The sequence below is a fragment of the Citrobacter gillenii genome (assembly GCF_013337685.1).
GTDB lineage: Bacteria > Pseudomonadota > Gammaproteobacteria > Enterobacterales > Enterobacteriaceae > Citrobacter > Citrobacter gillenii.
Genome location: NZ_SUQN01000003.1, coordinates 132,901 through 154,602, shown reverse-complemented (window position 1 = coordinate 154,602; position 21,702 = coordinate 132,901). Strand labels below are relative to the sequence as shown.

20 protein-coding genes and 1 riboswitch are annotated in these 21,702 nt (G+C 53.0%); of the genes, 11 read left to right on the top strand and 9 right to left on the bottom strand.

The features are described 5' to 3' along the window. Positions 1-293: 293 nt before the first annotated feature. Positions 294-1,139, top strand: coding sequence for an arabinose operon transcriptional regulator AraC (gene araC / locus FCH32_RS08045; protein WP_117342325.1), 846 nt, complete (start codon positions 294-296; stop codon positions 1,137-1,139). A gap of 119 nt (positions 1,140-1,258) precedes the next feature. Then, positions 1,259-2,026, top strand: a complete 768-nt coding sequence (locus FCH32_RS08040; RefSeq protein ID WP_096758325.1) for a DedA family protein — start codon at positions 1,259-1,261, stop codon at positions 2,024-2,026. A 59-nt stretch (positions 2,027-2,085) separates the two neighbouring features. Here the strand turns inward: FCH32_RS08040 and thiQ are convergent, their stop codons facing one another. The 4 genes from thiQ to sgrR form a co-directional block, all read right to left on the bottom strand. Continuing rightward, a complete protein-coding gene (thiQ, locus tag FCH32_RS08035) occupies positions 2,086-2,784 on the bottom strand; it encodes a thiamine ABC transporter ATP-binding protein ThiQ (RefSeq protein WP_115259473.1) in 699 nt (232 codons plus the stop codon). Further along, complete coding sequence (gene thiP / locus FCH32_RS08030) at positions 2,768-4,378, bottom strand: thiamine/thiamine pyrophosphate ABC transporter permease ThiP (protein ID WP_174360724.1); 1,611 nt, start codon at positions 4,376-4,378, stop codon at positions 2,768-2,770. The genes thiQ and thiP overlap by 17 nt, the downstream gene beginning before the upstream one ends. Further along, on the bottom strand, positions 4,354-5,337 hold the full coding sequence (thiB, locus tag FCH32_RS08025; protein WP_174360723.1) for a thiamine ABC transporter substrate binding subunit: 984 nt from the start codon (positions 5,335-5,337) through the stop codon (positions 4,354-4,356). The genes thiP and thiB overlap by 25 nt, the downstream gene beginning before the upstream one ends. Before the next feature lie 157 nt (positions 5,338-5,494). Beyond that, a riboswitch (TPP riboswitch) is annotated at positions 5,495-5,672 on the bottom strand. A gap of 180 nt (positions 5,673-5,852) precedes the next feature. Further along, on the bottom strand, positions 5,853-7,508 hold the full coding sequence (gene sgrR, locus FCH32_RS08020; RefSeq protein WP_174360722.1) for an HTH-type transcriptional regulator SgrR: 1,656 nt from the start codon (positions 7,506-7,508) through the stop codon (positions 5,853-5,855). A 99-nt stretch (positions 7,509-7,607) separates the two neighbouring features. Here sgrR and sgrT point away from each other — a divergent pair, with 99 nt between their 5' ends. After that, complete coding sequence (sgrT, locus tag FCH32_RS08015; protein WP_096758320.1) at positions 7,608-7,730, top strand: glucose uptake inhibitor SgrT; 123 nt, start codon at positions 7,608-7,610, stop codon at positions 7,728-7,730. Positions 7,731-7,845: 115 nt separating this feature from the next. Beyond that, a complete protein-coding gene (locus FCH32_RS08010; RefSeq protein ID WP_096758319.1) occupies positions 7,846-9,024 on the top strand; it encodes a sugar efflux transporter in 1,179 nt (392 codons plus the stop codon). 107 nt (positions 9,025-9,131) lie between these two features. On the opposite strand, the gene leuD is transcribed toward FCH32_RS08010, so the two are convergent. The 5 genes from leuD to leuL form a co-directional block, all read right to left on the bottom strand. Continuing rightward, the gene (leuD, locus tag FCH32_RS08005; RefSeq protein WP_096758318.1) at positions 9,132-9,737 is read right to left on the bottom strand and encodes a 3-isopropylmalate dehydratase small subunit; all 606 of its coding nucleotides are present in this window, start codon (positions 9,735-9,737) and stop codon (positions 9,132-9,134) included. 10 nt (positions 9,738-9,747) lie between these two features. Further along, on the bottom strand, positions 9,748-11,148 hold the full coding sequence (gene leuC, locus FCH32_RS08000) for a 3-isopropylmalate dehydratase large subunit (protein WP_137362013.1): 1,401 nt from the start codon (positions 11,146-11,148) through the stop codon (positions 9,748-9,750). 2 nt (positions 11,149-11,150) lie between these two features. Then, positions 11,151-12,242: a 3-isopropylmalate dehydrogenase gene (gene leuB / locus FCH32_RS07995; RefSeq protein WP_115259468.1), complete on the bottom strand. Its 1,092-nt coding sequence runs from the start codon at positions 12,240-12,242 to the stop codon at positions 11,151-11,153. Continuing rightward, positions 12,242-13,813: a 2-isopropylmalate synthase gene (gene leuA / locus FCH32_RS07990; protein ID WP_117342317.1), complete on the bottom strand. Its 1,572-nt coding sequence runs from the start codon at positions 13,811-13,813 to the stop codon at positions 12,242-12,244. The genes leuB and leuA overlap by 1 nt, the downstream gene beginning before the upstream one ends. Positions 13,814-13,909: 96 nt before the next feature. Then, a complete protein-coding gene (leuL, locus tag FCH32_RS07985; RefSeq protein ID WP_115259466.1) occupies positions 13,910-13,990 on the bottom strand; it encodes a leu operon leader peptide in 81 nt (26 codons plus the stop codon). Between the two features lie 653 nt (positions 13,991-14,643). Between leuL and leuO the strand changes: the two genes are divergently transcribed. From leuO to ftsL, 7 genes are all read left to right on the top strand, one after another. Continuing rightward, positions 14,644-15,591 (top strand): transcriptional regulator LeuO, encoded by a 948-nt coding sequence (gene leuO / locus FCH32_RS07980; RefSeq protein ID WP_115259465.1) that lies wholly within the window; start codon positions 14,644-14,646, stop codon positions 15,589-15,591. Positions 15,592-15,910: 319 nt separating this feature from the next. Further along, positions 15,911-17,635 carry an acetolactate synthase 3 large subunit gene (gene ilvI, locus FCH32_RS07975; RefSeq protein ID WP_096758313.1) on the top strand — a complete coding sequence of 575 codons (1,725 nt, stop codon included), beginning with the start codon at positions 15,911-15,913 and terminating at the stop codon, positions 17,633-17,635. Positions 17,636-17,637: 2 nt separating this feature from the next. Further along, on the top strand, positions 17,638-18,129 hold the full coding sequence (ilvN, locus tag FCH32_RS07970; RefSeq protein WP_096758312.1) for an acetolactate synthase small subunit: 492 nt from the start codon (positions 17,638-17,640) through the stop codon (positions 18,127-18,129). A 179-nt stretch (positions 18,130-18,308) separates the two neighbouring features. Next, positions 18,309-19,313, top strand: coding sequence for a catabolite repressor/activator (gene cra, locus FCH32_RS07965; RefSeq protein WP_096758311.1), 1,005 nt, complete (start codon positions 18,309-18,311; stop codon positions 19,311-19,313). A gap of 614 nt (positions 19,314-19,927) precedes the next feature. After that, positions 19,928-20,386 (top strand): division/cell wall cluster transcriptional repressor MraZ, encoded by a 459-nt coding sequence (gene mraZ / locus FCH32_RS07960; RefSeq protein WP_005124560.1) that lies wholly within the window; start codon positions 19,928-19,930, stop codon positions 20,384-20,386. A 1-nt stretch (position 20,387) separates the two neighbouring features. Further along, on the top strand, positions 20,388-21,329 hold the full coding sequence (rsmH, locus tag FCH32_RS07955; protein WP_115259463.1) for a 16S rRNA (cytosine(1402)-N(4))-methyltransferase RsmH: 942 nt from the start codon (positions 20,388-20,390) through the stop codon (positions 21,327-21,329). Next, positions 21,326-21,691, top strand: coding sequence for a cell division protein FtsL (gene ftsL, locus FCH32_RS07950; protein ID WP_115259462.1), 366 nt, complete (start codon positions 21,326-21,328; stop codon positions 21,689-21,691). The genes rsmH and ftsL overlap by 4 nt, the downstream gene beginning before the upstream one ends. Positions 21,692-21,702 lie beyond the last annotated feature (11 nt).

The window sequence follows — 21,702 nt, the reverse complement described above, 5'->3', positions numbered from 1 at the left end:
TGGGGGTAAAAACCGTCAGGCAGGATCCGCTAATCTTATGGACTAAAATGCTGTGGCATCACAAAGTGTGACGCCGTGCAAATATTCAATGTGGACATTTCTGCCGTAGTTATAGACACTTTTGTTAGCCGTTTTTATCGTTGGCGCAGGACATGTTTTTTACAAAATGCTTTTCGCATGCGGGGTTGATGGTCCATCACTGAAACCATAACGGTCTACAGGGGCGACGGTGACGATATCTTGCATAATATGGACGATTTGTTTCTTATCAGAACACCGGGAGTATTGAATTTATGGCTGAACCGCAAAACGATCCCCTGTTGCCGGGCTACTCGTTTAACGCGCATTTAGTGGCGGGATTAACCCCTATTGAGGCGAACGGATACCTGGATTTTTTTATCGACAGACCGCTGGGAATGAAGGGCTATATCCTGAACCTGACCATTCGCGGGGAAGGGGTCATCAACAATCAAGGTAAGCAGTTTGTTTGCCGACCGGGTGATATTTTGCTGTTTCCGCCGGGTGAAGTTCACCATTACGGCCGCCATCCCGATGCCAGTGAATGGTACCACCAGTGGGTCTACTTTCGACCTCGCGCCTACTGGCAGGAGTGGCTTACCTGGCCGGCGATTTTTGCACAGACTGGTTTTTTCCGCCCGGATGAAGCGCATCAGCCACACTTCAACGAACTGTTCGGCCAGATAATCAGCGCCGGGCAACGGGAGGGTCGTTACTCTGAGCTGTTGGCGATCAATTTGCTGGAACAACTGCTGCTCAGACGTATGGAAGCAATTAATGAATCGCTGCATCCCCCCATGGATAACCGCGTGCGTGATGCCTGTCAGTACATCAGCGATCACCTGGCGGACAGCAATTTTGATATTGCCAGCGTCGCGCAGCATGTCTGCCTGTCGCCGTCTCGTTTGTCGCACCTGTTCCGCCAGCAGCTCGGCATCAGCGTACTCAGCTGGCGTGAGGATCAGCGAATCAGCCAGGCGAAGCTCCTGTTGAGCACCACGCGCATGCCGATCGCCACCGTCGGGCGCAACGTCGGGTTTGACGATCAGCTCTATTTCTCCCGCGTTTTCAAAAAATGTACCGGCGCCAGCCCGAGCGAGTTTCGCGCTGGCTGTGAATAAAAAGTGAATGATGTGTCCGAAAAGTTGTCATATCTCGCAAACTATTCATACGAATGATGGCTTGACGAAGTTGAGAAGGGTTATCAGAATCCTTGCTTCGTAAATCTGACGGACACATTATGCAAGCATTGCTGGAACATTTTATTCTCCAGTCCGCCGTATACTCTTTGATAGCCGTACTGCTGGTGGCTTTTCTGGAGTCGCTGGCGCTGGTGGGCTTAATTTTACCCGGTACCGTGCTGATGGCCGGACTGGGTGCGCTGATTGGTAGCGGTGAACTGAACTTCTGGCATGCCTGGCTTGCGGGCATTGTCGGCTGCCTGATGGGTGACTGGATCTCCTTCTGGCTGGGCTGGCGTTTTAAAAAGCCGCTGCACCGCTGGTCTTTTATGAAAAAGAACAAGGCGTTACTGGATAAAACTGAACATGCGCTTCATCAGCACAGCATGTTTACTATTCTGGTAGGTCGTTTTGTTGGTCCGACGCGTCCGCTGGTGCCAATGGTGGCGGGGATGCTTGATCTGCCTGTCGCTAAATTTATTGTGCCTAATATCATTGGCTGCGTACTGTGGCCGCCGTTTTATTTTCTGCCGGGTATCCTGGCGGGCGCGGCAATTGATATTCCCTCAGATGTACAGAGCGGCGATTTCAAATGGCTATTGCTGGCGACCGCACTATTGCTGTGGGTCGGGGGATGGCTGTGCTGGCGGCTATGGCGTAGCGGCAAAGCGGCTGTTGATCGCTTAACCGTTTATTTGCCGCGAGGTCGACTGCTGTATCTGGCGCCGCTTGTTCTCGGGATCGGCGTGGTGGCGCTGGTCGCACTGATCCGCCATCCGCTGATGCCGGTGTATATCGATATCCTGCGCAAAGTGGTGGGCTATTAGGGCTTATTTTGCCGGATGGCGCTGGCGCTAATCCGGCCTACGGGCCGCAAATTGCGCCACTATGCTTTAATACCCAACAGCGCCGAGGCGCTGGCGTGACCGCTCAACAGCTCATCTGTTTTACCTTGCCACGCAATGCGCCCGTCGGCGACTACGATTGAACGTGGCGCAATGCGCGCGGCGTCTTCTACGCTGTGGGACACCATCAGCAGCGTCAGCTGCTTTTCACGACACACGTCAGCCACCAGTGTGAGCATTTCCTGACGCAGGGCGGGGTCGAGTGCAGAGAACGGTTCATCAAGCAGCAACACGGGTTGTTCCCGCACCAGGCAGCGCGCCAGGGCTACACGCTGGCGTTGCCCGCCAGAAAGCTCGCCAGGAAGCCTTTCCAGCAACATGTCGAGTCCCATTTGTTGAGCAATGTGGCGCATTTTCTCCTGCTGCTGCGCGTTCAGTTTCAACCCAGGGTTAAGGCCGAGGGCGATATTCTGTTGCACACTCAGGTGGCTGAACAGATTGTTTTCCTGAAACAGCATGGAGACAGGGCGGCGAGAAGGCGGCGTGCGGGTATGATCCTCACCACCAATCATCATTGTGCCGCTGGCCGGTGCCAGAAAACCGGCAATCAGGTTTAATAGCGTACTTTTCCCGGCGCCGCTGGGTCCCAGCACGGCGATCTGTTCACCGCGCGCGACCGACAGCGTAAAGCGCATGGGTAAATGGTGATACAGCCATGTGATATCAATCAGTTTTAACATGTCGACCCGGTAATTTCTCAATAACAGTAAACAGCGTAAAGCACAGGATCAGCAGCAATAATGCGGTGACTGCACCATCCTGACTGCGATAGGAGCCAATCTGCTGATAGAGGTAAAACGGTAGCGTGCGGAAGTCCTCGTTGCCAAACAGGGCTACCACGCCAAAATCGCCAATCGACAGGACGCAGGCGAAGGCCACGGCTTGCGCCAGCGGGCGTTTCAACGCACGCAGCTCAATCACTTTCAACCGCGACCATCCTTCAATGCCTAAAGACTGGCACAACATGCTGTAGCGCGCCGTTACGTCACGCATCGGGTTTTCCAGCACTTTCAGCGCATAAGGGATGGCCATTAGTGCATTGGTAAAAATCACAATGCCGTCGGCAGAGTCCGGCAGTCCAATACTGTTATTGAGCAGCAGGAAGAACCCGGTTGCCAGCACGATGCCCGGCATTGCGAGGATCAGCATGCCGCTCAGTTCCAGCGCCTGACCGGCTAAAACTTGCTGCCGTGCCCGCAGCTCGCGGCTGCTCCACAACAGCATCATGGTGAGAATGACGCACAGCAGGCCTGCCGCCAGCGCAATACGCAGCGAAGTCCACAGGGCTTGCCACAATACAGGCTGCGCGAGAACGTCCAGAATATGACGGTTAACACCATCGACAATCACCGCCAGCAGCGGCGGGAGTAACAGCAGCAGCGCCAGAATAATCAGCAGGGTGTCGGTCACTCGGCTGTGCAGGCGGTCGTCGGGATCGCGCCAGCCTTGTACCAGCGTGGTGCCGGGGGCTATCGCTCGACTCATGCGCTGGCTGAGCAGCACCAGTCCTAAGCAGCAAATCATCTGGATCAGTGCCAGCATGGCGGCGCGGGCGGGATCGTAGTCGAAGCTCAGCGCCTGATAGATAGCCAGCTCGATGGTGGTCGCCTGTGGCCCGCCGCCGAGCGACAGCACGGTAGCAAAACTGGCGAAGCACAGCATAAAGATGAGCGCCGCTACCGGAGGGATCTGGCGGCGCAGCCACGGCCATTCAACGAAGCGGAAGAAATGCCAGCCGCGCATACCTAGCTGCGCGGCGAGCTGCCGCTGTTCGCCGGGAATATTCTCCAGCGACTGCAGCAGTAAACGGCTGGCCATCGGCAGGTTGAAAAAGACGTGTGCCAGCAGAATGCCCTGCAGACCGTACGGTGAAAACGTCCACTCCAGGCCGAGAGCCTGCCAAAGTGAGGCCAGCCAGCCCTGACGACCGTAGACGCTAAGGATGCCAAAGACGGCGACCAGCACCGGCAGGATCAGCGTCATTGCGCACAGGCGCAGCAGCGCTATACGCCCAGGGAAACGGCGACGATAAAGCGCCCGGGCGAGGAAGATTGCCGGGATCACCGACAGCGCAGCGGATAAAAATGCCTGCCAGAAGGAAAAACGCACCACGTGCCACAGGTAGCTGTCCTGCCACAGCGTGAGCCAGTCTCCCTGAGGGGCGTTCAGCCACAGCGCCAGAAACGCCGCCAGGGCGACGGCCACTATCAACGTAGCGGCCGAAAGCCCTGGGAGCAGCCAGCCGGGAATTAACGGCTGACGGCGCGTTGCCATGCGTTAATCCATGTCTGACGTTGAGTTGCCACCTGTTGTGGGGTGAATTCCAGCGCGGTGGACGGTTTTTCCAGTTGTGCAATGCCAGGAGGAAGCGTGACCTGGGTTACCGGATACATCCAGTTGCCGGTGGGGATTGCGTTCTGGAACGCCGGAGAAACCGTAAATGTCAGGAATTTTTCCGCCAGTTCGGGTTGTTTGCTGGCGGCGGTACGTGCGGCGACCTCCACCTGCAAATAGTGTCCCTCGCTAAAATTGGCGGCGGCGTAGTTATCTTTCTTCTCTTCGATGATGTGATACGCCGGAGAGGTGGTATAGCTCAGCACCAGATCGCTTTCACCTTTCAGGAACAGACCGTAGGCTTCACTCCAGCCCTTGGTGACGGTGACGGTTTTAGCCGCCAGTTTCTGCCAGGCTTCCGGCGCTTTATCGCCGTACACTTTCTGCATCCACAGCAGCAGTCCCAGACCCGGCGTGCTGGTGCGTGGGTCCTGATAAATTACGCGCCATTTCTGGTCGCTTTCGACCAGTTCTTTCAGGCTCTTCGGTGGGTTTTTCAGCTTGTTTTTGTCATACACAAAGGCGAAATAGCCGTAATCAAACGGTACAAAGGTGTCGTTTTTCCAGCCGCCAGGAACGTTGATGGCATCGCTCGCCACGCCGCTTTTGGCAAACAGTTTGGTCTGCATTGCCGCGTCGAGCAGGTTGTTATCCAGTCCGAGCACGACGTCGGCTTTACTGTTTTTTCCTTCCATGCGCAGGCGATTAAGCAGCGAGACGCCATCTTCCAGCGCCACCAGCTTTAGCTCGCAGTTGCAGTCGGCTTCAAAGGCTTTTTTGATGGTTGGGCCGGGGCCCCAGTCGGCGGCGAACGAGTCGTAGGTATAGACGGTCAGAACGGGTTTGGCGAAGGCAGGCGCTGCGCACAGCAGTAAAAGCGGAAGACATTTTTTAAACACTTTGCACCTCATAAAGTAAAACTCTCAATAATTCGAGTTGCAGGAAGGCGGCGACGTAGCGTATCCCCGGGAGCGTACAGGTAGTACGTGACTGGGGTGAGCGAGGAAAGCCAACGCATCTGCAGCTTGAAGTATGACGAGTTAGGTGGCAAAGGACTTGAGCTACAGCCTCAAATCCCTTCGCCGGCATTATCCGGATCAGGTTCGACGGGTATCTCTCAGCCTCATACACTTCATCCTTCAAGCTGCCTCTGCGTTGGCTGCGTTTGCTTGCCGCCTTGATGCATCATGAATGATTTTGTGTATGTTTTTTATTGGCACCCCGTTGAGAACGGCGTTAGTGTAATGATTTTGTTGCTATGCGGCAATCAAGAGCCTTGTCCATTAGGCTATCTTGTTTGCCAGTTTGAACCTGGGCAGTGCTCAAAATCCTCACGTACTACGTGTACGCTCCGGTTTTTCCGCGCTGTCCGTGTTCAAACTGTCTTCACCGATTACGCCTACTGAACAAGGCGTTAAGGATCCGGTGGTGCAAACCATGCTGATTTAAAATCAAACCAGCCAAGCGTATTCATGCGTAACCCACGCATACTGCGCTGCCCCTGAATGATCAGCCAGTGATGGATCAGCGGTACAATGGCTTTACTGGCAAGCAGTTGCTGACACCATGCTGCGAGGCTCATCTCGCCGGTGCGCCAGCGGGCGGCGTCGCTTTCCCAGTCCAGAGAAAGACAGTTTTGCAGCAGCGGGACTTCGCACAAATGGGCGAACAGCGAGAAGTCCAGCGGTAAGGTAAAGTTGGCGCTGTTGAGCCAGATATCGCTGACGGTCTCGCCTGCGTGCCATTGATCGTAGTCGATCTCCTGAATATTCAGCTGTACCTGATGCTCCGCCAGCAATGTTTTCATGATCTGCGCAATCACCCGATGCTCGATATGATCGCGATAGTAGGTGAGCGTCAGTGTTTCCAGTCCCGCCGGTTTTTCACCGAGTCCTGGCCTGGCGTGATGCCAGCGAGGCAGTAATCCGTATGCGGGGAACCAGTGTCGTTGATACTGCTCGTCAGCCTGAAAAATTAAATTCGTCGGCGAGAGTATGCGGCTTACCCATTCGCGCACCTCCTGATTGGCTCCGCGATGGGCGCGGGAATCAAACAGCATGTAATAACACCCTTCCTCCAGCCGGCTTTCGATAGCCTTTTCATCTTCCGTCGGGCCTTTGAGCGTGAGTCCGCCGCCAGGCTCTTCGGCGATGTCCGGTAACACCCACACATTCACTTCGTCAATCAGCGCCCGGTAACCAAAGTAATCATCAAAAGCGTGAATTTTTAGCTGGTTACTCGTATTGCGGACGACCGCATAGGGACCGGTGCCAATCGGGTGGCTGGAAAAGTTATTCAGCGTTTCCCATTCGCGCGGCAGGATCATGGCGGGGACCTGTCCCAGTAGCCACGGCAACCAGCGATCAGATTGCGCCAGATGGATATCCAGCGTCCAGGCCGTGGGAGAGGCAATTTGCGTAATGTGCGAGTACAGCGGCAGGCTGTTGATCCGCCTCAGTGAGGCGATCACATCCTCCATTTCCAGCTCGCGACCATGATGAAAATGGATCCCAGGACGCAGGAAGAAGCGCCAGTGCAGCGGCGAAATTTGTTGCCAGTGGTGGGCAATGTCGGCTTCCAGTTCCCCATTTTCCTCATTTACGCGGGTTAAGGCGCTGAAGATTTGCCTGGCGATATGGGTTTCGGAACGGCGCAGCGCCGTACCGGGGAGCAGATTGCGCATCGGGCGATAGTAAAGGACGCGCATGATGTGCCGCCCCTGGCGAAAGCTGCGGCCCAGATGAGAAACCAGCATTTGTCGCACGGCTGTTTTATCGCCGACCAGTTGCACCAGTTGATCAATGCGATCCTGTTCCAGCAGGTCTTCCGCCCGCTGCTGCTGGAGCGCCAGCCCGGTGTAGAGAAAGGTCAGGCGTGAACGTTTGCCGCGACCGACCTCGGCTTCCCACGTTAGCCAGCCGCGTTCCTGCATGGTGTTGAGCAGGGTGCGCATATGGCGGCGCGAGCAACTGAGTAACTCTGCCAACTCGTTCAGCGTGGTGTCTTGCGTTTTGCCGTCGCAGCATTGCCACAGGCGGATAAACTGTTGTTGCAAACGACCAGAAGACATAAAAGGGGAACTCCCACGGAAAACTCAGCAATTTTATTATCCCCATATTAAGCCAATAATGAATTCCGATGAAGCGATGAGACAACGAAGGGGTCATCTATGCGTCAGTTCTATTTAAAGTACTTTACCTCGACAGCGCGTTTGTCCTGGTTGGCTTGCCTGAGTGCGCCGCAGCGCTTAAAGATGCTCGATGAACTGATGCAGTGGGAGTTGCAAGACTGACCTCTGAATTGGGAATTGCAGACATCATGTGTGACTGAGTATTGGTGTTAATCGCCGCGCCAGCAGGTATTATCTGCTGGCTTTTTTCGTTTCCGCTGCGCTTAAAAGGAAAGATATGCTCTGGATTATGACCATGGGACGGCGCCTCAACGGCGTGTATGCGGCGTTTATGCTGGTTGCCTTTATGATGGGCGTGGCGGGCGCGTTACAGGCACCCACGCTGAGCCTGTTTCTGAGTCGCGAGGTGGGGGCACAGCCATTTTGGGTTGGGCTGTTTTACACCGTCAATGCGATCGCCGGGATCGCGGTCAGCCTTGGTCTGGCGAAACGATCCGACAGTCGGGGCGATCGGCGTAAGCTGATCATGTTCTGCTGTCTGATGGCGATTGGCAACGCGTTGCTGTTTGCCTTTAACCGCCACTATTTAACGCTGATCACCTGCGGGGTGCTGCTGGCTTCGCTGGCAAATACCGCCATGCCGCAGCTGTTTGCGCTGGCGCGGGAGTATGCCGATAACTCGGCGCGAGAAGTGGTGATGTTCAGCTCGGTGATGCGTGCGCAGCTTTCGCTGGCGTGGGTGATTGGGCCGCCGCTGGCGTTTATGCTGGCGTTAAATTACGGCTTCACGATGATGTTTTCGATTGCTGCCGGGATATTTGCCATTAGCCTGGTGCTGATCGCGCTGATACTGCCGTCGGTGGCGCGGGTCGAGCAGCCTGTCGATGTCCCGCTTGAGCAGACCGGCGGCTGGCAGGACAAAAATGTGCGCATGTTGTTTATTGCCTCCACGCTGATGTGGACCTGCAACACCATGTACATTATCGATATGCCGCTGTGGATTAGCCTTGAACTGGGACTACCGGACAAACTGGCAGGGATCCTGATGGGCACCGCCGCCGGGTTGGAAATTCCGGCAATGATTCTGGCGGGTTACTACGTGAAGCGTTTTGGTAAGCGGCGGATGATGATAACCGCCGTGGCGGCAGGCGTGCTGTTTTACCTTGGGCTTATCTTCTTCCATAGCCATACGGCGCTACTGGTCCTGCAGCTGTTTAATGCGGTATTCATCGGGATTGTTGCCGGAATAGGCATGCTGTGGTTTCAGGATCTGATGCCGGGCAGGGCGGGTTCAGCTACCACCTTATTTACCAATAGTATCTCCACGGGGGTGATTCTGGCGGGGGTCATTCAGGGGGCGGTGGCGCAAAGTTATGGGCATTATGCCGTCTACTGGGTGATTGCAGGAATTTCGGTGGTTACGCTGGTGATGACCGGACGAGTGAAGGATGTGTAGTGGGTGTGCCGGATACGCTGCGCTTATCCGGCCTACAAATCTTTCCGTAGGCCGGATAAGACGCTTTTGCGTCGTCATCCGGCATGCTTATCCGGCAACAACAAGCACTAGCGCATAAACGCGGGCTGTTTGTTCTCGTAAGTCGAGATCGCGTCTTCGTGCTGCAACGTCAGCCCAATACTGTCGAGACCGTTCAGCATGCAGTGGCGGCGGAAGGTGTCGATTTCAAACGGATACGCTTTATCGCCAGCCTTCACCACCTGTGCCTGCAGATCCACCTCAAAACGGATCCCCGGATTGGCCTGTACCAACGTGAACAGTTCATCCACTTCGTCGTCGCTTAATTTCACCGGCAGCAGTTGGTTATTAAAGCTGTTGCCGTAGAAAATGTCGGCGAAGCTTGGGGCGATCACCACTTTGAAACCGTAATCGGTCAGCGCCCACGGCGCATGTTCGCGCGAGGATCCGCAGCCAAAGTTTTCGCGCGCGAGCAGAATCGACGCGCCTTGATATTCCGGGAAGTTCAGTACGAATTCCGGATTAGGCTGCTGACCATTCTCATCGAGAAAGCGCCAGTCGTTAAACAGGTGTGCGCCAAAACCGGTACGCGTCACCTTCTGCAAAAACTGTTTGGGAATGATTGCATCCGTATCGACGTTGGCGGCATCCAGGGGGACAACCAGGCCGGTATGCTGGGTAAATTTCTCTGCCATGGTAGTTTCCTTATTTGATGCGGCGAATGTCGGCAAAATGACCGGTAACGGCGGCTGCGGCGGCCATGGCCGGGCTGACTAAGTGCGTACGCCCTCCGCGGCCCTGACGACCTTCAAAGTTACGGTTGCTGGTGGAAGCACAGCGTTCGCCCGGATTCAGACGGTCGTTGTTCATCGCCAGGCACATTGAGCAACCCGGTAAGCGCCATTCAAAACCGGCTTCAATGAAAATCTTATCCAGGCCTTCTGCTTCAGCCTGGGCTTTAACCGGACCTGAACCCGGTACCACCAGTGCCTGCACGCCCGGCGCGACCTTGCGGCCTTTGGCGATTTCAGCTGCGGCACGTAAATCTTCAATACGCGAGTTGGTGCAGGAGCCGATAAACACTTTATCAATAGCCACTTCCGTCAACGGAATGCCCGGCTTCAGCCCCATATAGGCCAGCGCTTTTTCCGCTGATGCGCGTTCAACCGGATCGCTAAACGACGCGGGGTCGGGAATGTTATCGTTTACGGAGATTACCTGGCCTGGGTTAGTGCCCCAGGTGACCTGCGGAGCAATCTCTTCTGCCTGCAGGGTGACGGTGGTATCAAACGTCGCTCCGTCGTCGGTTTTCAGCGTTTTCCACCAGGCGACGGCATCGGCAAAATCCTGACCTTTAGGGGCATGCAAACGTCCCTGTACATAGTTGAAGGTGGTTTCATCCGGTGCGACCAGACCCGCTTTGGCCCCCATTTCGATTGCCATATTACACAGGGTCATACGACCTTCCATGCTCAGGGCGCGGATGGCATCGCCGCAAAACTCAACCACGTGCCCGGTACCGCCTGCACTACCGGTTTTACCGATAATCGCCAGCACGATATCTTTGGCAGTAATTCCTGGTGCTGCCGTGCCATTGACTTCGATCTTCATGGTTTTGGCGCGCCCTTGCTTCAGGGTTTGCGTGGCCAGCACGTGTTCGACTTCTGAGGTCCCGATACCAAACGCCAGCGCGCCGAACGCACCGTGTGTGGCGGTGTGGGAGTCACCGCAGACGATGGTCATACCCGGTAAGGTCACACCTTGCTCGGGTCCCATCACGTGGACGATACCCTGAAAAGGGTGGTTCAGATCGTACAGTTCGACGCCGAACTCATTGCAGTTTTTGATCAGCTCCTGCATCTGGATGCGCGCCATTTCACCGGAGGCGTTAATGTCTTTGGTTTGCGTCGAGACGTTATGATCCATGGTGGCGAAGGTTTTACCCGGCTGGCGAACCGGACGGTTATGCGCCCGCAGGCCGTCGAATGCCTGCGGTGAGGTCACTTCGTGCACCAGATGGCGGTCGATATACAGCAGCGGCGTTTCGTCCTGCGCTTCATACACGACGTGCGCATCGAACAACTTTTCATACAACGTTTTAGCCATGATTACACCCCTTCTGCGACGTAGCGAGCAATGATATCGCCCATCTCATCGGTACTGACTGCGGCTGTGCCACGGGCTAAATCACCGGTGCGAATACCTTCTGCTAATGCGCGGTTAACGGCGCTTTCAATGGCTGCTGCTGCATCATTGGCGTCCAGGCTGTAGCGCAGCAACAGAGCCAGTGACAAAATCTGGGCAATCGGGTTGGCAATGTTTTTACCGGCGATATCCGGTGCTGAGCCGCCGGCGGGCTCGTACAGGCCAAAGTCCTGCTCATTCAGGCTGGCAGACGGCAGCATGCCCATGGAGCCGGTGATCATCGCGCATTCATCGGACAGGATGTCACCAAACAGGTTGGAGCACAGCAGCACGTCAAACTGAGACGGATCTTTAATCAACTGCATGGTGGCGTTGTCGATATACATATGCGTCAGGACAACGTCCGGGTATTCATTGGCTATTTCATTGACCACTTCACGCCACAGAATCGAGGTTTGCAGCACGTTGGCTTTATCAATCGACGTCACTTTACAGCGACGCTTGCGGGCAGATTCAAATGCAATGCGCGCAATACGTTCGATCTCGAAACGGTGATAGACCTCGGTATCAAAGGCTTTTTCATGTTGACCGCTACCTTCACGGCCTTTTGGCTGACCGAAGTAGATCCCACCCGTCAGTTCGCGTACGCACAGGATGTCGAAACCGTTGGCGGCAATATCGGCGCGCAGCGGGCAAAAATCTTCCAGCCCCTGGTACAGCTTAGCCGGGCGCAGGTTGCTGAATAATTTGAAGTGTTTACGCAACGGCAACAGTGCACCACGCTCCGGCTGCTGGTTTGGCGGCAGGTTTTCCCATTTCGGGCCGCCCACGGAGCCAAACAGAATGGCATCGGCCTGCTCACAGCCGTCAACTGTTGCAGGTGGCAGCGGCTGACCGTGGTTGTCGATGGCAACGCCGCCCACGTCATAGTGGCTGGTGGTAATGCGCATAGCGAAACGGGTGCGAATCGCGTCCAGTACTTTCAGAGCCTGCGCCATCACTTCCGGGCCAATACCGTCACCCGGCAAAACAGCAATATGATAATTCTTCGACATCACACGGTTTCCTTGTTGTTCTCGTTGTTTTGAGCTTTGCGTTGCAATTCTTTTTCGACTTCTTCGGCGCGCCAGATGTTATTCAGTACATGCACCATGGCTTTCGCGGAGGACTCGACAATATCCGTTGCCAGGCCTACGCCGTGGAAGCGACGGCCGTTAAAGTTGGCGACGATATCCACCTGACCCAGCGCATCTTTACCGTGGCCTTTTGCGGTCAGGCTGTATTTCACCAGTTCGATGTCGTAGTCGGTAATACGGTTGATGGCCTGATAAATAGCATCGACCGGGCCGTTACCGTTGGCGGCTTCGGCTTTCACATTCTCGCCACAGGCCAGCTTGACGGAGGCGGTGGCAATATCATTGGAGCCAGACTGCACGCTGAAGTAATCCAGGCGGAAATGTTCGGGTTCTTCTTGCTGTTTGTTAATAAAGGCCAGCGCTTCCAGGTCGTAATCAAATACCTGACCTTTTTTATCCGCCAGCTTCAGGAAGGCGTCGTACAGGTTGTCCAGACTGTATTCACTCTCTTTATAGCCCATCTCATCCATACGGTGTTTGACCGCAGCACGTCCGGAACGGGACGTCAGGTTCAGTTGCACCTGGTTCAGACCGATGGACTCCGGGGTCATGATTTCGTAGTTTTCACGGTTTTTCAGTACGCCGTCCTGATGAATACCGGAGGAGTGGGCAAAGGCGCCGCTACCGACAATCGCTTTGTTGGCCGGAATCGGCATATTGCAGATTTGGCTGACTAACTGGCTGGTACGCCAGATTTCCTGATGATTAATGCGGGTCTGTACGTTCAGAATATCTTTGCGGACTTTGATCGCCATGATCACTTCTTCCAGCGAGCAGTTACCGGCGCGTTCACCAATCCCGTTCATCGCCCCTTCGACCTGACGCGCACCGGCATGAACAGCGGCCAGCGCGTTACCGACGCCCAGACCTAAATCGTCGTGGGTGTGCACGGAAATGATCGCTTTGTCGATATTCGGCACTCGTTCATACAGGCCGGAAATGATTGCGCCAAATTCGAAGGGCATGGTGTACCCGACGGTATCGGGGATATTAATGGTTTTGGCACCGGCATTAATCGCCGCTTCTACCACGCGAGCCAGATCGGCAATAGGGGTACGGCCGGCGTCTTCGCATGAGAATTCCACGTCATCCGTGTAATTACGCGCACGCTTAACCATATAGACAGCCCGCTCGATAACCTCATCCAGCGTACTACGTAATTTGGTGGCGATATGCATCGGCGAGGTGGCGATAAACGTATGAATGCGGAAAGCCTCAGCCACCTTCAGGGATTCAGCGGCCACATCGATATCTTTTTCCACACAGCGGGCTAAGGCGCAGACGCGGCTGTTTTTAACTTGTCGGGCAATGGTCTGTACCGACTCAAAATCACCTGGCGAAGACACAGGGAAACCGACTTCCATCACGTCAACGCCCATACGCTCGAGAGCCAGAGCAATCTGCAGTTTTTCTTTCACACTCAGGCTTGCCTGTAACGCCTGTTCACCATCGCGTAAGGTGGTATCGAAAATAATGACTTGCTGGCTCATGGTTTAGGTCCTTTGTCTTTTTTGGCGCCTTGCTTCGAGCATAAAAAAACCCGCGCAGCGGCGCGGGTTTTTGTCTTAACTGGAGCTGACGTAATGCTAAATGTCGTTCACCAGTCTACCGCGCAACGAAGATGCGTTTAGTAGTAGTAGACCGTTAAAACGAACAATGTAAGTCATCAATCAGGCTCCAGGCGAATGCGATATGCTTTAGTGGTACTGGATATGAAAGCTGATGTCAACCCCGCTCCCGGTAAACGTCCGTATTCAGAAGAAAAACACCTCTGCAATCTAAGCGAATTGTGCTGAATTTTTAGAGGAGCATAAAATAAATCAGTGTGCGTTCGTACATACTTTTCATGCTTTGACATATTTGAGCATATTTGTTTGCAACTATTGTGACAGCATGCTGATGAGATGGGGTGTAGATACACTTTTTATCTTTATGATTTATCAGTTTTTATAGTGACCATGAATGAGTACAGGGGGCACGCTTATCAATGATTGATAAATTAATGTTAACTTTTAATGTATTAATAATATAAAAATTTAATCAAATTTTAAATATATATTCACCGTACGTATGATTGTGTATTCGTCGTGCTTATGGTTATATTGTTCGTGAAATTTAAACATATGAATCATCGTGCAGTGACATCCGCCACACTGCGCTCGCATTGGGTTTCTGTTCATTTAGGTTCGTACCTTTATGTTTTCCTAATTTTAATGTTTTTCCTTTTTCTTATTTTATATGCATGGTAAATCATATTAACGGAGGTTATTTCTTCACTCCGTCTGGGAAAAGGGAGTTTAGAGTGACAGTGGAGTTAAATATGCCAGAAGTGAAAATAATAGATAAACCAAATCCTATAACAATGGGAAAGCCGCAGCTTCGCATGGTTGATCTTAATTTATTAACCGTCTTTGACGCGGTAATGCAGGAACAAAATATTACCCGCGCTGCGCATACTCTGGGGATGTCGCAACCTGCAGTCAGTAATGCTGTGGCGCGTTTGAAAATTATGTTCAATGATGAACTTTTTGTTCGTTATGGCCGTGGGATCCAGCCGACAGCGCGGGCCTTCCAACTCTTTGGCTCCGTCCGTCAGGCATTGCAACTGGTACAGAATGAACTGCCGGGTTCGGGGTTTGAGCCTGCCAGCAGCGAGCGCGTATTCAACCTCTGCGTATGCAGCCCATTGGATAATATTCTGACTTCCTTGATTTATAATCGGGTTGAGCAAGTTGCGCCAAACATTAATGTCGTATTTAAATCTTCACTCAATCAAAATACCGAACATCAATTACGCTATCAGGAGACTGAGTTCGTTATTAGTTATGAAGAGTTCCGTCGCCCTGAATTCACCAGTATTCCCTTGTTCAATGATGAGATGGTGTTAGTCGCGAGCAGAAAACACCCCCGTATTAGTGGCCCATTATTGGAAAACGATGTTTATAATGAACAGCATGCGGTGGTATCTCTCGATCGCTTTGCATCATTTAGCCAACCCTGGTATGACACTGCGGATAAACAATCTTGTGTCGCTTATCAAGGTATGGCGTTAATCAGCGTGTTGAATATTGTTTCGCAAACGCATCTGGTGTCTATTGCACCACGTTGGTTAGCGGAAGAATTCTCTGAGCAGTTAGATCTACAGATATTGCCTTTACCATTAAAATTGAATAGCCGTACATGCTATCTTTCCTGGCATGAAGCTGCGGGCAGGGATAAAGGCCACCAATGGATGGAAGAATTATTAGTCTCCGTCTGTAAGCAGTAGTATTCGACAGAATAAATCGGGCAAGACGTCTGGTTTATTCTGCTTTTGGCTTTTTATCTAAGATTTTGTGCTGAACTTGTCTTTCTGCATCTGTCCAAAAGTGTAAAAAAATAGACTAATCGCTGTAAGTCTCCATTTTTAAGCGATTATTTCTCATTTCATTAGCGGATGCTGGTTTAAATCTCCATTTATTCTGCGCTTACCTCCTTTTTATTCTTATTCATGCGAATTCCCCCTCTTAGGTGTCAATTGCCATGCGTCATCCTCAGCGGTTAATGTGTTGTTAAACCGTTATTCATTATAAGAGTGGAGGCAAGCCATGGAGATGTTGTCTGGAGCCGAGATGGTCGTGCGATCGCTCATCGATCAGGGTGTGAAGCAGGTATTTGGTTATCCTGGGGGCGCGGTCCTCGATATTTATGATGCGCTGCATACGGTCGGGGGAATCGATCATGTGTTGGTCCGTCATGAACAAGCCGCCGTACATATGGCCGATGGTCTGGCGCGTGCCACGGGTGACGTCGGCGTAGTTCTGGTGACCTCCGGGCCGGGCGCAACCAATGCGATTACCGGTATTGCTACGGCGTATATGGATTCCATTCCGCTGGTGATCCTCTCCGGGCAGGTGGCGACGTCGCTGATTGGCTACGATGCCTTTCAGGAGTGCGACATGGTCGGTATCTCTCGTCCGGTGGTGAAGCACAGCTTCCTCGTTAAGCAAACGGAAGATATTCCTCAGGTCCTGAAAAAGGCCTTCTGGCTGGCGGCAAGCGGTCGCCCAGGCCCTGTGGTCGTGGATTTGCCAAAGGATATTCTGAATCCGGCAAAGAAACTGCCGTATAGCTGGCCGGAGTCGGTCAGTATGCGCTCGTATAATCCGACGACAACCGGACATAAGGGGCAAATAAAGCGCGCGCTACAAACGCTGGTCGCGGCTAAAAAACCGGTGGTATATGTTGGCGGCGGTGCGGTCAATGCGGCCTGTCATGAACAACTTGGCCAGATTGCACAAGCGCTTAACCTGCCGGTTGTTTCTTCGTTGATGGGATTGGGCGCGTTTCCGGCCACGCATCGTCAGGCGCTGGGCATGCTGGGGATGCATGGCACCTACGAAGCCAATATGACCATGCATCATTCCGACGTGATCTTTGCCGTTGGTGTTCGCTTTGACGATCGCACAACCAATAACCTGGCAAAATATTGCCCAAATGCGACCGTACTGCATATCGACATCGATCCGACCTCTATTTCGAAAACCGTCACTGCGGATATTCCGATTGTCGGCGACGCCCGACTGGTGCTGGATCAGATGCTGGAACTGCTACCGCAGGAGAAATCGCAGCAACCGCTTGATGATAACCGCGACTGGTGGCAGCAGATAGAACAGTGGCGTGCGCGCCAGTGTCTGAAATATGACACGCAAAGTGAGAGCATTAAGCCGCAGGCTGTCATTGAAACCCTCTGGCGTCTGACGAAAGGGGATGCGTATGTAACCTCGGACGTTGGTCAGCACCAGATGTTTGCCGCGCTGTACTACCCGTTTGATAAGCCGCGTCGTTGGATTAACTCCGGTGGCCTCGGCACCATGGGATTCGGTTTACCTGCAGCATTAGGCGTAAAGATGGCGCTACCGAATGAAACGGTGGTGTGCGTCACCGGCGATGGCAGTATTCAGATGAATATCCAGGAGCTGTCGACGGCGTTGCAATATGAGCTGCCGGTGCTGGTACTCAATCTTAACAACCGTTACCTCGGCATGGTTAAACAGTGGCAGGACATGATTTACTCCGGGCGTCACTCGCAGTCTTACATGCAGTCGCTGCCCGACTTTGTACGTCTTGCCGAGGCATATGGTCATATTGGTATCCAGATAAACCATCCGGATGAACTCGAGAGCAAATTGGGTGAGGCGCTGGAACACGTGCGTAACCATCGTCTGGTGTTTGTCGATGTCACCGTTGATGGCAGTGAACATGTCTACCCGATGCAGATTCGCGGAGGCGGTATGGATGAAATGTGGTTAAGCAAAACGGAGAGGACCTGATTATGCGCCGGATATTATCAGTATTACTGGAAAACGAGTCGGGTGCATTGTCACGAGTGATTGGTCTCTTCGCTCAGCGCGGTTACAACATTGAAAGCCTGACCGTCGCACCGACGGACGATCCGACGTTATCGCGAATGACGATCCAGACGGTGGGTGATGAAAAGGTCCTTGAGCAGATCGAAAAGCAGCTGCACAAACTGGTGGATGTCCTGCGCGTAAGCGAGTTGGGACAGGGGGCTCATGTTGAACGAGAGATCATGCTGGTGAAAATTCAGGCCAGCGGTTACGGTCGTGAAGAAGTGGTGCGCAATACGGAAATATTCCGCGGGCAAATCATTGACGTCACGCCGTCCATCTACACCGTACAATTGGCAGGTACCAGCGATAAGCTCGATGCTTTCCTGGCTACATTGCGTGAAGTGGCGAAAATCGTCGAGGTTGCGCGCTCCGGCGTGGTGGGGCTTTCTCGCGGTGATAAAATCATGCGCTAATCATGGCCCAGTTATTAATTCGTGAGCCCAATGCTACCGGTTGGGCTTTTTTTTGAGAAATCAGCGGTAACCAGAGACAAAAGCGGTTGCCGCGGTCATTATTCTGCGCTTAGATGTTAAGAGTTTAACCCATGCCATCTCAAAGGTTATGGTTGGTACATTTTACGCAAGGGGCAATTGTGAAACTGGATGAAATCGCTCGGCTGGCCGGCGTTTCGCGAACGACTGCAAGCTACGTTATTAATGGCAAAGCAAAGCAATATCGCGTAAGCGACAAAACGGTTGAAAAAGTCATGGCGGTGGTGCGCGAGCATAATTACCACCCAAATGCTGTGGCAGCCGGGCTACGTGCTGGACGCACACGTTCTATCGGGCTGGTGATCCCGGATCTGGAGAATACAAGTTATACCCGGATAGCCAACTACCTGGAGCGCCAGGCGCGTCAGCGTGGCTATCAGCTGCTGATTGCCTGCTCTGAAGATCAGCCAGATAACGAAATGCGTTGTATTGAACATCTATTACAACGCCAGGTTGATGCCATTATTGTGTCGACCTCTTTGCCGCCAGAGCATCCGTTTTACCAGCGCTGGGCTAACAGCGCATTCCCGATTGTGGCGTTAGACCGCGCGCTGGATCGTGAACATTTCACCAGCGTTGTCGGGGCCGATCAGGACGATGCAGAAATGCTGGCGGAAGAATTGCGTAAGTTCCCGGCTGATACCGTCCTTTATCTCGGTGCGTTGCCGGAATTATCTGTGAGTTTCCTGCGCGAGCAGGGTTTTCGTACCGCGTGGAAGGACGATCCGCGTGAAGTGAATTTCCTGTATGCCAACAGTTATGAGCGGGAAGCCGCCGCGCAGCTGTTTGATAAATGGCTGGAAACGCACCCGATGCCACAGGCGTTGTTTACCACTTCCTTTGCGCTTTTACAGGGCGTGATGGATGTGACATTACGTCGTGACGGGCAGCTACCGTCTGATTTAGCGATTGCTACCTTTGGCGATCATGAATTGCTCGACTTCCTACAGTGCCCGGTACTGGCGGTGGCGCAACGTCATCGCGACGTTGCAGAGCGCGTACTGGAAATCGTGTTGGCCAGTCTGGATGAGCCGCGTAAGCCAAAACCAGGCTTAACGCGCATCAAGCGTAACCTGTATCGCCGCGGTATTCTCAGTCGGAGTTAAGGTGTTCTGCTGGACGCGCTGGAAGGCGATAACCTTCTGGCGCGGTCATTTATTCAATTATCAGAAATAACCTCATTATATTTAAGAATATTCTTTAGAATTGTCTGAAATTCAATTTCTATATATCGTGATTAAAAACGCAACCCACCATTTTTACGTTATTGATACGTAACGACGCGTTACGATTGTATTAATTTGTTACATCGTTGTAGGGAATTGCCGAATTAACAAACACTTTGCTTCTGTATTGCAGATTTTTCTCGCCTGCCTTGGTCGTACAAGGCATACAGACCGATTAACTGGTACTGTTATCTCGCTGCATATTGTCCTAAAATGCCGCTCGCGTCGCAAACTGACACTTTATATTTTCTCGAGATGATATTGAGTTGTTTTAAACAATGATGAGTTGTTGGATTTTTTTCTTACAAATATTCATGACGTTAATTTGCTTCGTTAGCTGTACGGAATTTGTTCAACGCTGATATTGGCCGTAAACATTGGGTTTTTTGCTCCGCTAAGCGCCGTGACTTGCTTGACAAGGTTTTCCTCCGCTCCGTAAACTCCTTATAAGTGGGATTTTGTGGGACAAAGTGGTAATCGGGGGTGAGACTGGCATGTTCCGGGGAGCGACGTTAGTTAATCTCGACAGTAAAGGGCGCTTATCAGTGCCTACCCGGTATCGGGATCAACTGCTCGAGAGTGCTACCGGTCAAATGGTTTGCACCATTGACATCCATCACCCGTGCCTGCTGCTTTACCCCCTGCCTGAATGGGAAATTATCGAGCAGAAGCTATCTCGTCTGTCCAGCATGAATCCGGTCGAGCGCCGCGTACAGCGCCTGCTGTTGGGGCATGCCAGTGAATGTCAGATGGATAGCGCCGGTCGATTACTGATAGCACCCATTTTGCGGCAACATGCAGGGTTAACAAAAGAAGTGATGCTGGTTGGGCAGTTCAACAAATTTGAGCTGTGGGATGAAACGACCTGGTATCAACAGGTCAAGGAAGATATCGACGCTGAGCAATCTGTTACCGGCGCGCTGTCGGAACGATTGCAGGATTTGTCTCTATAAGATGATGGAAAATTTTAAACATACAACGGTGTTGCTGGATGAGGCCGTAAACGGTCTGAATATTCGTCCGGACGGCATCTACATTGACGGGACATTTGGTCGCGGCGGTCACTCACGACTGATCCTCTCGCAGCTTGGCGAAGAGGGGCGTTTGCTGGCTATCGATCGCGATCCGCAGGCCATTGCGGTGGCTCAGAGCATTAACGACCCCCGCTTCTCCATCATTCATGGACCTTTCTCCGCGCTGGCTGAGTACGTGAGTGAGCGCGGGCTAACCGGTAAGATCGATGGCATCCTTCTCGATCTTGGCGTCTCTTCTCCGCAATTAGACGATGCGGAGCGCGGCTTTTCGTTTATGCGTGACGGTCCGTTGGACATGCGTATGGACCCAACGCGCGGCCAGTCAGCCGCCGAGTGGCTGCAAACTGCAGATGAAGCGGATATTGCCTGGGTCATTAAAACCTTTGGCGAAGAACGCTTTGGCAAACGCATTGCTCGCGCCATTGTCGAGCGTAACCGCGTTGAACCGATGACCCGCACCAAACAACTGGCGGAAGTCATTGCGGCGGCCATGCCGGTAAAAGACAAATTCAAACATCCCGCGACCCGTACCTTCCAGGCGGTGCGCATTTGGGTGAACAGTGAACTGGAGGAGATAGAGCAGGCGCTAAAAAGCTCGCTCAGCGTGCTGGCTCCAGGTGGTCGCCTTTCTGTCATCAGTTTCCACTCGCTTGAAGACCGTATTGTGAAGCGCTTTATGCGCGAACAAAGTCGTGGTCCTCAGGTTCCGGCGGGGATCCCGATGACCGAAGCGCAGATCCAAAAGCTGGGCGGCCGTGAGTTGAGAGCATTAGGCAAGTTGATGCCGGGTGAAGAAGAGGTCGCAGAAAATCCTCGTGCCCGTAGTTCAGTTCTGCGCATTGCAGAGAGGACGAACGCATGATCAGCAGAGTGACAGAAGCCCTCAGCAAAGTTAAAGGATCGATAGGAAGTAACGAGCGCCATGCTTTGCCTGGCGTGATCGGTGACGATCTTTTGCGGTTCGGGAAGCTGCCACTCTGCCTGTTCATTTGCATTATTTTGACGGCGGTCACCGTCGTGACGACCGCGCACCATACGCGGTTACTGACCGCACAGCGTGAACAGTTAGTTCTGGAACGCGATGCACTGGATATCGAATGGCGTAACCTGATCCTCGAAGAGAACGCTCTCGGTGACCATAGCCGTGTTGAACGGATCGCAACGGAAAAGCTGCAGTTGCAGCATGTCGATCCCTCACAAGAAAATATCGTTGTACAAAAATAAGGATAAACGCG